The sequence below is a fragment of the Polynucleobacter sp. MWH-HuK1 genome (genome assembly GCF_018881815.1).
Classification (GTDB): Bacteria; Pseudomonadota; Gammaproteobacteria; order Burkholderiales; family Burkholderiaceae; genus Polynucleobacter.
On the sequence record NZ_JACVPP010000001.1, the window covers coordinates 1,931,037 to 1,944,752 of the forward strand.

Sequence of the window (13,716 nt, forward strand, 5' to 3'; positions counted from 1 at the left end):
CTTCAATTATTTCAGCAAATCCAGCATTGCAGCTTCATCAATCACTGGCACCCCCAATTCTTCTGCTTTCGTGAGCTTGCTGCCAGCGTCTTCACCAGCTACTACATAGTCAGTCTTTTTAGAAACCGATCCAGCAACCTTGGCGCCAGCTTTTTCAAGGAGATCTTTAGCCTCGTCTCTGGTCATCGTTGGGAATGTACCCGTAAGAACAAAAGTTTTACCTGCCACTGCAGCGCTAATCACTTTTTCTTCTACGGCAAGCTGCATTCCAGATGCTAAAAGCTGCTCAATAACCTCTCGATTATGAGCCTCTTGCATAAAGCTTGTAATAGAGTCGGCAACAACAGGACCAACGTCCTTTACCGTGAGCAAATCTTCCATACTTGCATCCATTAAGGCGTGCATCGACTGATAGTGATTCGCTAAATCTTTAGCGGTGGTCTCTCCCACATGACGTATGCCTAAGGCAAAGATAAATCTGGCTAAGGTGGTATTTCTGGATTGGTTAATTGCTTGAATGAGGTTATCCGCAGACTTCTCGCCCATACGCTCTAAGTTTGCGAGAGCCGTAAATCCTAAGCGATAGAGATCCGCAGGGGTTCTAACGAGATTCTGATCCACTAACTGGTCCACAATCTTCTCACCAAGGCCTTCGATGTCTAACGCCCTTCTGTGAGCAAAGTGAATTAGCGCTTGCTTGCGCTGAGCCCCGCAGAAGAGTCCGCCACTACAACGCGCTACCGCCTCATCTGCCAGGCGCTCAATATGAGAATCGCAGACAGGACAACGAATTGGCATGACAAATTCTTTTGTCTCGGCTGGGCGGCGATCCTTGATAACTGAAACCACCTCAGGAATCACATCACCTGCTCTACGTACTGAAACGGTATCGCCAATTCGCACATCTTTGCGCTTAACTTCGTCTTCGTTGTGCAAGGTTGCATTAGTGACTGTGACTCCACCTACCTCTACAGGAGCAAGTCTTGCTACTGGAGTGATTGCACCTGTGCGCCCCACTTGTACGTCAATCCCCAAGACAGTAGTTAGGGCCTCTTGGGCAGGGTACTTGTGTGCAAGCGCAAACCTAGGGGCTCTTGATACAAATCCCAACTTAGCTTGCTCTGCAAATGAGTTGACCTTATAGACAACACCATCGATGTCATATGGCAATGAATCTCTTTTGGCACCAATCTCGTTATAGAAAGCCAAGATCTCTTCTACGGAATGGAGCACTTTGCGTTCTGCACAAACTGGTAATCCGAGCTCTACATAAGCATTAAGTAATTCTTCGTGGGTTTTGGGGAGCCAAGACTGTGGCTCCAGAGCGCCCAAGCCATAGGCAAAGAATGAAAGCGGTCTCTTGGCTGTGATCTTTGAATCCAATTGACGCAGGCTACCTGCAGCAGCATTACGAGGATTGGCAAATTCTTTTTCGCCCGACTCTGCAGCTTGCCGATTCATCTTCTCGAAATCTTTGAGGTACATAAAGACCTCGCCACGCACCTCTAAGACCTGAGGAATATTGTTTCCAGTAAGCTTAAGAGGAATAGCACGAATTGTTTTGATGTTAGCAGTGACATCTTCACCACTGGCTCCATCACCACGAGTGGCAGCAGTTACTAATAGACCATTTTCATAGCGCAGGGATATTGCGAGGCCATCAAACTTCAGTTCACCAGCATAAGAGACACGATCTGAGTGGAGCGCCTCGCGACAGCGACGATCAAAGGCAATCAATTCAGCATCTTCAAAGGCGTTGTTTAAAGAAAGCATCGGCACTGTATGAGTGATTGAATCAAACTCTTTTAAGGCTGCCCCACCTACACGCTGTGATAAAGACTCAGGGGTAATCCACTCCGGATGAGCTGCCTCAATCTCCAATAACTCGCGATAGAGGCGGTCGTACTCAATATCAGGCAGCAGTGGATTATCTAGAACGTAGTAAGCATGCTCAAGGCGCGCAAGCTCAGCTTGTAAGAATGCGTAACGCTCCGCTAAATTTGTCGGACTATTGGACGACAAAGTAATTTCCTAGCTAAAGAGTCTGCTAGCTGTAGAAGATCCAGCAGGAATGCCAGATTTCTCAAGATTGGCATAAAGAACATCAAGGTGCTGACGAATGCTAATGACTGCAGCTTCACTTAAGTTAATGCCATTGTCATCTACCAAGCGGCCATGAGCAGCTTGTGCAATCTCAATGCCTTCAGAGAGCATTCTTTCAAATGCGCGCTCATCTTGTGGAACCAGGGGAATCTCTAGCAACAAAGTGGCTTGAGTTACAGACTTATTCGGATCCAAGTCGGCACTATTGAAAATCACTAGGCCTTTGCTGAGATATTCGTATTGACGTCCATTACGAGATAGCTTGAAACCGCGTTGGCGCATGAGGGCATCAAAGTTACCCCATGGGCATGGCTCATCAAATAGTATATTGATGCTCAACTGGATATCACTCTCAGCAGCCAGCACATCTAATTCTTTAGCACTCTCCAACATTGTATTGACGCTAGGCATATCAATTTGTGAGTCCAAAGTTTCAGCAAGCGCCTGGGCACGAGAGCAAAAATCAGAAAGCTCCAAAACGCCAATCGGACCTTTGCGACTAGCCAGCTGAATGGCTAGCTGTAGCTCTGAATAAGATCCTTCAGACTTTAATTCTTCCCAGTCTTCAGCAGCATCGACATCCGTATTTAAACCTTCGCACATCCAACGTGCTATTGATTGGGCTTCAAGGTCGGTCCAGGCGTTAATTTCCGCCAGAATTTCTGCGCCGCTTATGGCCTCATCAAAACGCAAGGTAATGACGCAATCGATGCGTGGATCAATCGCGAATTTTTCTAGGGCTGAGATTGTTGTTAAGGCCTCGCCAAAGCCAGGCTCTACTCGACCAGACGCATCGCTATCTGCAAAACCCTTAGTAAAGCTTGGCTCACGTACAAAGCGATCATCTAAAGCGTATTCGCTTTGCTCTTTTGCCTTACGGCGCGCACGAGAATACTTGATGTTCAGAACGGCTACTGCTATCAGTATTAAAAGACCAATAACAGCCAGCGCCAATTGCAAATCAGACAAACCCAACATCGTCATGATTTGTTCTACATACATTTAAGCAGCCTCTACCATCGATACCGCAGAAGAAATATCCACAGCAACAATGCGGGATACTCCCTGCTCTTGCATCGTGACACCAATCAATTGATGAGCGATTTCCATAGTGATCTTGTTATGTGAGATAAATAAAAACTGAGTCTTATCTGACATTTTGGCTACTAGATTTGCATAACGCAAGGTATTTGCATCATCTAATGGCGCATCAACCTCATCTAGCAAACAAAATGGGGCTGGATTCAAAAGGAAGAGCGAGAACACCAAGGCAATTGCAGTCAAGGCCTTTTCACCACCAGAGAGGAGGTAAATAGAGCTATTTTTCTTACCAGGAGGCTGCGCCATCACCTGAACACCGGAATCTAGAATTTCTTCGCCTGTCATCAACAACTCAGCATGACCGCCACCGAACAATTCAGGGAATAGTTTTCCAAAGTGGCCATTCACTTGATCAAAGGTGCCTTGCAGTAAATCACGGGTCTCTGCATCGATCTTGGCAATCGCATCTGTCAAAGTCTGCATCGCTTCATTCAAGTCGGCAGATTGAGCATCCAAGAACTGCTTGCGCTCACGTGAACTAGACAATTCATCCAGGGCAGCCATGTTAACTGGGCCCAGAGATTGAATTTCAGTATTCAAGCGATTCACTTCGCTTTGTAATGCGCCAACTTTCAAATCAGGACTGAAACTTGCTTCAAGTGCGGAGAGGTCAGCCTCGGCATCTGACAATAAAGTAGCAAACTGCTCAAAGTTCAAGCGTGCAGCCTGTTCACGCAATTGCAAATCCACAACTTTGTCACGCATAGGTTGCAAGCTACGCTCTACTTGCATGCGAGACTCATCAGCCTCACGCAATTGATGCAATAAAGCATCTTGCTCAGTACGCGCATTTGCCAAAGCTGCTTCACGTGCACTGCGTGCTAGCAATAAGCCCTGTAATTTATCTTGCGCCTCTTCATCACTCAATGTTTCTAACTCTTGAGCGGCTGCATCATGCTTGTCTTGAATCTCCATGATCTGTGTACGCGCAGTACTTTGATCACGTTGCAAGTCAGCAATGCGTTGTTGCAATGAACGAGTGGCAAATGCCGCCTCTTGCGCAGCCATCTCAGCAGCACGAAGCGACTCACGCAAACTATCACGCTCTTCAGTGGAGCACTCTAATTTTTCTTGAGCTGCTTGTAAAGCCTCTTGCAAGCCTTGCTTGGATTCTTCTGACTCGAGCAATTCGGCTGCAGACTGCTCTTGAGTCTGGCTCACTTGCTCCATCTGCTGACGCAATTCACTTAATTCACCTTGAATCTGCGCCGCACGTTGACTATATTGCTCTTCAGCTTGGGTCAACTGCATTCTTTCCACTTCAAAGCCATGCGACTCTTGGACAGCGTGCTCTGCGTTTTCACGTGCCTGCTCAGCTGCTTGATGGGCTGCCTGATAGTTGGCAACACATTGATCCAGCTCGCCCTTGAGTTCGCTTTGCATCAACTGTTGCGCACGTAATTGCTTCTCGAGACTTTCCATTTCCTGAGCGCGAGCCAACATACCAGCTTGTTCAGAATCTGCTGCGTAAAGCTGTACACCAACGCGGCTTACCAAATGACCTTGTTGAGTGACAAATGCGCCTCCAGCGGGTAGTTTTTCACGGCGATGCAAAGCATCCTCAAGACTGTTAGCAATATAGATATTGTCCAACCACTCTTGCAATACAGAAGTGAGTCTTGCTGCGCCTGCGCTTTGTACACGGCTCAATAATGGCGTAAAGTCAGCGGGAGCAGATGTATGCGCCGGAGTAATCTCTTCCGTGAGCAAAATTGCCAAACGACTTGGGGGTGCATCATTAGCTAAGGCCAATGTTTCTTGGACACTCTTTGCAGTAACCGCAGCTAAACGCTCACGCAACACTGACTCAAGTGCAGGCTCCCAACCACTCTCAACTTTGAGCTCTTGCCAAAGACGCTTACTTTCTTTGAGGCCCTTACTTTCTAACCAAGGCCCAATCTTGCCTTGCGCCTGAACGCTAGCCTGCAAGGCAGTTAATGCGGTCAATTTAGCTTCGGTTTGAGCTAAATCCTGATTTGCTTCCTGGATTTTTTGCTGGGCAGCATTACGCGCCTCATCAGCAGCAGGTACTCGTTGCTGAGCTTCAACAGCGCGATACTTAGCTTCTTCAACTTTGCGAGCAGCCATTGTTTGACGATCAATTGCCATCTGCAAGGCTTCCGCATCTGGACGACGCAGACCATCGAATTCACTAACAAGACGGGTCTCGCGACCCTTCAATTCATCCGACTGAGCAGACATAGAGCGAAGGCGCTCACTCAAACTAGCCAAGCGTTGCTCAATTGAAGCCAATGAATCGCGTGCACTATCGAGCTCGCGTGAGGCATTTTGATAAGCCTCTTCACGACTTGGCATTTGCTCTTGTAAGCCATTTAAATCTGCCAAGAGTGTTTGCTCTTTCTCAGCAGCTAATGAAAGCTCATGCTCGGTTGTACGCTGTGCTTGTGCTGCATCAGTCTCTTGCACAGTCCAACGTTGTAATTGCGCCTGTAAATCTTGAGCTTGTTGTTGCAAGCGTTGACGTGCTTCTTGCACATAAAGAATCTGTGACTCAACCTGACTCACATCAGAATTGGTTTGATATAAATCACCTTGTGCTTGAGAAACTTTATCTTGCAATGCGTACTGTTGTGTGCGCATTGTTTCCAGTTCAGCTTCGACGTGGCGTAGCTTAGCAGTTTGCTCTTCTAGCCCAACTTGCGTATCACGAATACCGTTGGCATGACGCTCCTGCTCTTTACCCGCCTCAGTCTGACGCACAAACCACAACAGTTGCTGCTGTGATTTCATCTGCGAAGAGAGCTCTGCATGACGCTCAGCAACAGTAGCTTGTTTTTCTAAACGAGTAAGCTGCTGATCGAGTTCGCGCAAGATATCTTCAACGCGAGTTAAATTTTCAACAGTATCTTCTAAACGTGCCGCAGTTTCTTTGCGACGTTCTTTATATTTAGAAACACCAGCAGCCTCTTCCAAGAACACGCGTAACTCTTCTGGTTTTGCTTCCAAAATACGATTAATGGTGCCTTGACCGATAATTGCGTAACCTCTTGGACCCATTCCAGTACCCAAGAAAATATCCTGAATATCTTTACGACGCACTACTTGGTTATTCACGTAGTAACTCGAATTTCCATCGCGAGTTAAAACACGTTTGATACCTAATTCTGTAAAAGCACTCCACTGACCTTGTGCACGCCCTTCGGTATTATCAAAAATGAGTTCCACACTTGCGCGGCCAGATGGTTTACGTAAACCAGAACCATTAAAAATAACGTCCTGCATGGACTCACCACGCAATTCGCTAGCGCGGGATTCTCCTAAAACCCAGCGAACGGCGTCAATAATGTTCGACTTTCCGCAACCGTTAGGACCCACAACGCCAATCAATTGGCCAGGCATTTCAAAATGGGTTGGGTCTACGAAAGACTTAAAGCCGGAAAGTTTGATGGATTTCAGTTGCACGGCGTACTTTGCAGGGGAAAAAGAGGTTCAAATAAAGGGGTAAAAATTAAAGCTAAAGTGGGAAGATGATAGCAAGCTTGAAGGTGCTTAGACGCGTTTTTGCCCCATCTATATAATGATAAAACCACCCTCAGGGACAAAATCCCTTAACAATCTGATAGTTAACTAAAAAGCATGAGCCAATCACCACAAAACATCATTGAACAAGCCTGGGAAAACCGCGCAAACCTGTCTCCAGATAGCGTCCCTGGGGATGTACGTAATGCCGTAAATGCGGTCCTAGAAGGCCTAAATGCGGGCACTATTCGTGTGGCTGAGCGCCGTGACGTAGGCAAATGGGAAGTTAACCAGTGGGTTAAGAAGGCTGTTTTGCTCTCTTTCCGCCTAGAAGACAACAAACCCATGAGCGCTGGCGGCTATACCCAGTTCTATGACAAGGTTCCAAGTAAATTTGAAAACTACACAGCAGCTGACTTTGCTGCTGGTGGCTTCCGAGTAGTACCCCCTGCCGTAGCCCGTCGCGGCTCATTTATCGGCAAAAACGCTGTTTTGATGCCTTCCTACGTCAATATTGGCGCTTATGTAGGTGAAGGCACCATGGTTGATACCTGGGCAACCGTTGGTTCTTGCGCTCAAATCGGTAAAAACGTTCACCTTTCTGGCGGTGTTGGTATTGGCGGCGTTCTCGAGCCAATTCAAGCCGGGCCAGTGATTATTGAAGATAACTGCTTTATTGGCGCCCGCTCCGAGGTTGTAGAGGGTGTTGTGATCGAAGAAAACGCTGTTTTATCAATGGGCGTCTACATCGGCCAAAGCACCAAGATCTATGACCGTGAAACTGGCGAAGTGCATTACGGTCGCGTACCAGCAGGTTCAGTCGTAGTTCCGGGCTCCCTCCCATCCGCATGTGGCAAATACAGCTTGTATGCAGCCATCATCGTGAAGAAGGTTGATGCTCAGACTCGCGCTAAGACCGCTATCAACGAATTACTTCGCGATTAAGTCGAATCTATGAGCGCCACACTAGAGCTAACCGAAGCTCTCATCGCCTGCCATTCCGTAACACCGGCTGATGGTGGCTGCCAAGATTTAATTGCAAAGCGACTTCAAGCAATCGGCTTTCATACTGAGAGCGTAGTTAGTGGTCCTGAAAATTTTCAAGTGACGAATTTGTGGGCTATCAAAAAAGGTAGAGCGGGAGATCAAGGCAAAGTCCTAATGTTTGCTGGCCATACTGATGTAGTGCCCACAGGCCCACTAGAGAAGTGGACAAGCAATCCCTTTACGCCAACGATTCGTGACGGCATGCTCTACGGGCGTGGCGCAGCGGATATGAAAACCTCACTCGCCGGTTTTGTAGTGGCTACAGAGGAATTTGTTATTTCACATCCTGACCATCAAGGCTCTATCGCCTTCTTAATCACCAGCGATGAAGAAGGTCCTGCCAACGATGGCACTGTCATCATGTGCGAACGATTACAAAAACATGGTCAGCGTTTGGACTACTGTGTGATTGGCGAACCCACTTCAGTCAATCAGCTCGGCGACATGATTAAGAACGGTCGTCGCGGCTCCCTGTCCGGCAAGCTCAAAGTAAAAGGTATTCAGGCGCACATCGCTTACCCGCACTTAGGCAAGAACCCAATTCATCTCTCTGCTCCTGCGATTTCTGCATTGGTGGAAACTGAGTGGGATAAAGGTAACGAATACTTCCAACCTACGAGCTTTCAGATCTCGAACGTACATGCCGGTACTGGCGCAAATAATGTCATCCCAGGCGAACTCGTTATCGACTTTAACTTCCGCTTTTCTACTGAAAGCAAACCAGAACAATTGCGTGAACGCTTAGAAAAAATTCTGAAGGATGCGGCCCTTGAGTTTGAAATTGATTGGGTATTAGGCGGTAGCCCATTTATTACTGGTGATGGTGATTTGGCTGGCGCATTACGCAAAGCTATCAAAGCAGAAACCAATGTGGAAACAGAGCTTTCAACTACTGGCGGTACAAGTGATGGTCGATTTATCGCCAAGATCTGTAAAGAAGTTGTGGAATTCGGACCTCTGAATGCCACAAGCCACAAGATCGATGAGTGCGTCATTGTGGATGACGTAGTACCACTCAAAAACATCTATCGCAAGACACTCGAACAGCTTATCGCTTAATCGCTTAACTGCGCACCCTCTTTTTTCTTCTAAAGAACCCTCCATCATGGACCCTGAGTCTCAGCAATACCTTACCGTGAACCAGTGCATCAATCAGATTGCACAAAAACTCGAAGCAGGGAAATTGCATTACGGACATGGGGCTATCGATGCGCAAAGCGAAGCTTTGTGGATTGTGAGCAAACAGCTTGATATCAGTCCAGCAGAGGCACTTGATCATTTAGACGACTCAATCTCTGAAGATCAACTGAAAAAAGCATCTGCTGTTGCCGATACCAGAATCTCTACACGCAAGCCATTAGCCTACATCCTAGGCGAGGCATGGCTCATGGGAGTTCCATTCTTTTGTAGCGAGCAAAGCATAGTGCCGCGCTCCTGGATTGCTGAACTTATTGTCGATGGCTCACTAGAGCCTTGGTTGCCTGCGGACGGCAAAGCCCTAGACCTTTGCACTGGCAATGGTTCATTAGCAATCCTCTTGGCTTTGTCTTGTCCAGATATACATGTAAGCGCTTGCGATATCAGTATGCCCGCACTATCGGTTGCAGCGCGTAATGTTGATCGTCATGCCCTAAGCTCCCAAGTAGAGCTATTGAATGGCGACTTATGGGATGCATTACCTGAGCCCAATGAAGATAATCTCTTTGATCTCATTATTTGCAATCCGCCTTATGTGAATGCAGCCTCTATGAATGCACTTCCAGCTGAATATCATGCTGAGCCAGAGCTGGCTTTAGCTGGTGGTGAAGATGGCATGGATTTAATTAGACGTATTCTTGCCCAGGCTCCTGATTATTTATCAGAGCGCGGCGCCATCTTGCTTGAGATTGGCAATGAGTATGAGAACTTCAAAAAGGCATTCCCACAAATTCCAGCGATCTGGATGGAAGTATCTGCCGGGGAAGAACAAGTCTTGCTGATTCAAGCAGAAGACTTGCGTTAAGACAAATGGGGTTAACTCAACTCTGCTGCTGCTGCGATGGCCTGATCAATTCGCTCGACCGGAATTACCTTCAAACCCGGAATCTTGTTTTTAGGCATATTGGCTTTGGGAATGATGGCTACAGTGAAGCCCAATTTAGCAGCCTCTTTCAAACGCTCCTGACCACGAGGACACGGACGAATCTCTCCAGCCAAACCAACTTCACCAAAGACAATTAATTCCTTTGGTAATGCACGGTTACGAATCGATGATTGAATTGCCAGCAATACAGCTAAATCGGCGGCTGGCTCAGAGATCTTGACGCCACCAACCGCGTTTAAGAAAACATCTTGGTCAAAGCAAGCAACACCAGCATGACGATGTAACACCGCCAAGAGCATTGCTAAGCGAGCCTGCTCTAAGCCAACCGCTAGACGGCGAGGATTAGGTACGTGCGCTGTGTCTACCAAGGCTTGGATCTCTACCAAAAGAGGTCTGCTACCCTCTTGCGTCACCAGAACGCAAGCACCAGGAACCATTTGCTCGTGTTGTGACAAGAAAATCGCTGAAGGATTCGTTACGCCGCGCAAACCCTTTTCTGTCATGGCAAATACGCCCAACTCATTGACGGCACCAAAACGGTTCTTAATGGATCGCACTAAGCGGAAGGATGAGTGGGTATCGCCCTCAAAGTACAAAACGGTGTCAACAATATGCTCGAGAACTCGAGGGCCTGCTAAATGACCATCCTTAGTAACGTGACCCACCATCAAGACACAGATGCCACTAGATTTAGCAGCCCTGGTTAATTGCGCCGCACACTCACGCACTTGCGCAACAGAACCAGGAGCAGAACTCAGTACCTCAGAGTACAAAGTCTGAATGGAATCCACAACCAATACTTGCGGCTTCACAGTATCCATAATAGAAATCAGTTTCTCCAACTGAATTTCAGCCAGCACTTCAAGCTGGGGAGCATCTAATGCAATGCGCTTTGCACGCAATGCGATCTGGGCGGCTGATTCTTCACCGCTGCTATAGAGCACATTCATGCCTGCAGCACTCATCTCTGCAAGTGCTTGCAATAACAAAGTCGATTTACCGATACCAGGATCGCCACCCAAGAGCACTACGCCGCCTGGAACTAAACCGCCACCGAGCACGCGGTCAAACTCTTCTACACCCGTACTAAATCTTGGTAAGTCTTCTGCAGTAATGGCAGAAAGCTTTTGCCTTGGTAAGGATTGCGCCAAACCCTGAAAACGAGAACTAGAGGTAGTTTCTGGCAGTCCCTCTTCCATGGTGTTCCAGGCCTGACAAGATGGGCACTGCCCTTGCCATTTGGCAGAGGTGCCACCACAGGACTGACAGATATAAACTGTTTTGACTTTAGCCAAGAGTTGCCTAATGAAGTTGAACTATAAATTGGTAATAAATTAATCGAGCTGAGTGCCCGCTTTATTTTCTTGCGCACGCTTAGGAGCATCTTTGCGACGTTGTTCTAAATCAGCAGCTCGAGCCGCGGCATCTTTTTGCTTCTGCTCGAATTCACGCTGGTTCGCTGCGCGCTCAGCTGCTTTTTCTGAGCTCGCCCGCTCAGCAGCGCGCTTGATGTCCTCTTGGTTCTTAAGGCTTTCGCGCAGCTTGCGCTGGACTTCGTGCAAAGCTACTTCTTGCTGACGAATGGGATCAATTTCTTTTCGATATAACGCTCGAGCATCTTTTAAACAAGAGTTAACCCAATAGTTTTGATAGCACTCAGATGAGGCTTTACCCCAGCGATACTTTGCCCACTCACGCTGAAGCTCCAGCTCTTGCTCGATTCTGTCTAACTGCTCAAGCTCAGCTTCTTCTGCAGGAGTGGCTATTACAACGCCACTCAATGCAGTAGACAGCAAAAATATTGAAATAAATATTTTTGATTGGAGCAAAAGATTCTTTCTCAAATCTCGACCTTTGCACCCAACTCAACTATACGGTTGGCCGGAATCTTAAAGAAGTTCGATTGACGCCCTGCATTTTGGTACATCCAGCAAAACAATTTTTCGCGCCACATCGCCATTCCTGGAATCGCTGATGGAACGATCGTATCGCGAGATAAGAAAAATGAAGTATTCATCAAATCAAACTTCATATCAAAATGGGTTTCAATCAAATGGATGATGGTTCCCATATCCGGTGTTTCTTTAAAACCGTAAATAGCTCGGACAACAAAGATGTTTCCACCTAAATCCTTCAAGGTAATACGATCCTTGTCATTTACGTAAGGCACGTCCCAAATACTTACCTTCAAGAAAAATACTCTTTCATGTAGCACATGGTTGTGCTTGAGGTTATGCAAGAAAGATACTGGTAAATAGTCGACGTGGGCAGTGAGAAAGACAGCTGTACCTTCAACACGGTGCGGAGGGTGCTGCAACAAAGCCCCGATAAAGCTACTTAATTGGATACCCTCTTCCATAGCGCGCTTACGCAATATTTGACGTCCGCGATACCAAGTAATTAAGCAGGTGAAACAGAGCAAACCCAAGGCCAAAGGATACCAACCACCATCTTTTAACTTAATGAGATTGGCAGTCCAGAAAGCAAAATCAACAACGAAAAATGCAGCAGTAATGCAAGCCACCAAAATAAAGTTCATTTTCCATTCGCGGAACATCACAACAGCCAACAATATGGTGGTGATCAACATTGTGGATGTCACAGAAATACCGTAGGCAGCAGCTAAATTTACCGACTCTCTAAATTCAATGATCGTCACCACCACCATAAATAAGAGCGCCCAGTTCACAAGTGGGATATAGATCTGTCCTTGCTCGGAATCAGAGGTGTGCTGGATATTCATGCGGGGCATAAAGCCCAATAAAATTGCCTGACTTACTAAGGAATACGCGCCAGAGATAACAGCCTGGGAAGCAATCACAGTTGCTGCAGTAGCCAAACCAACGACAGGCCAAAGAGCCCATTCTGGAACCATTAAGTAGAACGGGTTTTTAATTGCTTCAGGATCAGAGAGAACTAATGCGCCTTGCCCGAGATAATTAATCAACAAGCTTGGCAAAACAACTAACAGCCACGCATATCTAACGGGTGAGCGTCCGAAGTGGCCCATATCCAAATAGAGCGCCTCAACTCCAGTCACAACCAATACCACTGCACCCATCACGATGTAGGCAGTTGTTGGATGCAGCATGACAAAATTCACAGCATACAAGGGATTAATAGCAGCAATAATTTGTGGTGCATCGCCAATATTGATGGCACCTAAGACTGCAAGCGTAATAAACCAGGCAAGCGTTATAGGACCAAATAATTTACCTACTGCGGCAGTTCCATATTTCTGAATCAGGAACAAAGCCACCAAAATAATCAATGAGATAGGGATGATGAATTTATGCAATCCTGGTGTTGCAATCTCAATACCCTCAACCGCAGATAAAACAGAAATCGCTGGAGTAATCACAGACTCACCGAGAAGCATGCACGCACCCAGCATGCCAATAATCATGAAGAAGAAATAGCTTTTGGACTTGCTATCGAATGAGCGCAGAGCTAGAGCCATGAGTGAAAGAACACCCCCTTCACCCTTGTTGTCAGCACGCATCACAAACAAGACATACTTCACTGTCACAACCAAGATCAATGCCCAGATCATCATGGAAATAACCCCAAACAACGCTTCCGGCGTGTAGGCAATGCCGTGATGAGGATCAAAACATTCTTTTAGTGCATATAAGGGGCTTGTTCCGATGTCGCCAAACACAACACCAATAGCCGCAAGCATCATTACGCCAAGACTTTTTTTATGCTCGCCCTCAGGTCCACTCACCTCTACTGGATTTAGAAGTGTTGAGCTTGAGAACTCTGGATTACTAATTGACATCTCATAACCTTAAGGTGATGTTGCGTGGCAATATGTTACTCCTTCTAGAGACGCCTTAAATCCAGAATTTGCACCCAAAAACCGCTTATTTATGCGTTATTTGCAGGAATACCTCGACAGG

At 46.9% G+C, this 13,716-nt stretch carries 9 protein-coding genes; 3 read left to right on the forward strand and 6 right to left on the reverse strand.

What is annotated here, in order from left to right:
• Positions 1 to 6: 6 nt before the first annotated feature.
• The 3 genes from ligA to smc are packed head-to-tail and all read right to left on the reverse strand — an operon-like array spanning position 7 to position 6,627.
• Positions 7 to 2,022 carry an NAD-dependent DNA ligase LigA gene (gene ligA / locus ICE93_RS09940; RefSeq protein WP_216187798.1) on the reverse strand — a complete coding sequence of 672 codons (2,016 nt, stop codon included), beginning with the start codon at positions 2,020 to 2,022 and terminating at the stop codon, positions 7 to 9.
• A gap of 9 nt (positions 2,023 to 2,031) precedes the next feature.
• The gene (locus ICE93_RS09945; RefSeq protein ID WP_255554613.1) at positions 2,032 to 3,105 is read right to left on the reverse strand and encodes a cell division protein ZipA C-terminal FtsZ-binding domain-containing protein; all 1,074 of its coding nucleotides are present in this window, start codon (positions 3,103 to 3,105) and stop codon (positions 2,032 to 2,034) included.
• Positions 3,106 to 6,627 (reverse strand): chromosome segregation protein SMC, encoded by a 3,522-nt coding sequence (gene smc, locus ICE93_RS09950; RefSeq protein WP_216187801.1) that lies wholly within the window; start codon positions 6,625 to 6,627, stop codon positions 3,106 to 3,108.
• A 174-nt stretch (positions 6,628 to 6,801) separates the two neighbouring features.
• Between smc and dapD the strand changes: the two genes are divergently transcribed.
• Genes dapD through prmB form a run of 3 tightly spaced genes read left to right on the forward strand, consistent with a single transcriptional unit; the run spans position 6,802 to position 9,733 of the window.
• The gene (gene dapD, locus ICE93_RS09955) at positions 6,802 to 7,629 is read left to right on the forward strand and encodes a 2,3,4,5-tetrahydropyridine-2,6-dicarboxylate N-succinyltransferase (RefSeq protein WP_216187803.1); all 828 of its coding nucleotides are present in this window, start codon (positions 6,802 to 6,804) and stop codon (positions 7,627 to 7,629) included.
• A gap of 9 nt (positions 7,630 to 7,638) precedes the next feature.
• Positions 7,639 to 8,790 carry a succinyl-diaminopimelate desuccinylase gene (gene dapE / locus ICE93_RS09960; protein ID WP_216187805.1) on the forward strand — a complete coding sequence of 384 codons (1,152 nt, stop codon included), beginning with the start codon at positions 7,639 to 7,641 and terminating at the stop codon, positions 8,788 to 8,790.
• A 46-nt stretch (positions 8,791 to 8,836) separates the two neighbouring features.
• Positions 8,837 to 9,733 carry a 50S ribosomal protein L3 N(5)-glutamine methyltransferase gene (gene prmB / locus ICE93_RS09965; protein ID WP_216187807.1) on the forward strand — a complete coding sequence of 299 codons (897 nt, stop codon included), beginning with the start codon at positions 8,837 to 8,839 and terminating at the stop codon, positions 9,731 to 9,733.
• A gap of 11 nt (positions 9,734 to 9,744) precedes the next feature.
• Here the strand turns inward: prmB and radA are convergent, their stop codons facing one another.
• From radA to ICE93_RS09980, 3 genes are read right to left on the reverse strand one after another with little or no spacing between them, the layout of a single operon-like run.
• On the reverse strand, positions 9,745 to 11,109 hold the full coding sequence (gene radA, locus ICE93_RS09970; protein ID WP_216187809.1) for a DNA repair protein RadA: 1,365 nt from the start codon (positions 11,107 to 11,109) through the stop codon (positions 9,745 to 9,747).
• Between the two features lie 39 nt (positions 11,110 to 11,148).
• Positions 11,149 to 11,643 (reverse strand): hypothetical protein, encoded by a 495-nt coding sequence (locus ICE93_RS09975; RefSeq protein ID WP_255554617.1) that lies wholly within the window; start codon positions 11,641 to 11,643, stop codon positions 11,149 to 11,151.
• 11 nt (positions 11,644 to 11,654) lie between these two features.
• Positions 11,655 to 13,496, reverse strand: a complete 1,842-nt coding sequence (locus tag ICE93_RS09980) for a potassium transporter Kup (protein WP_255554734.1) — start codon at positions 13,494 to 13,496, stop codon at positions 11,655 to 11,657.
• Positions 13,497 to 13,716: the final 220 nt, after the last annotated feature.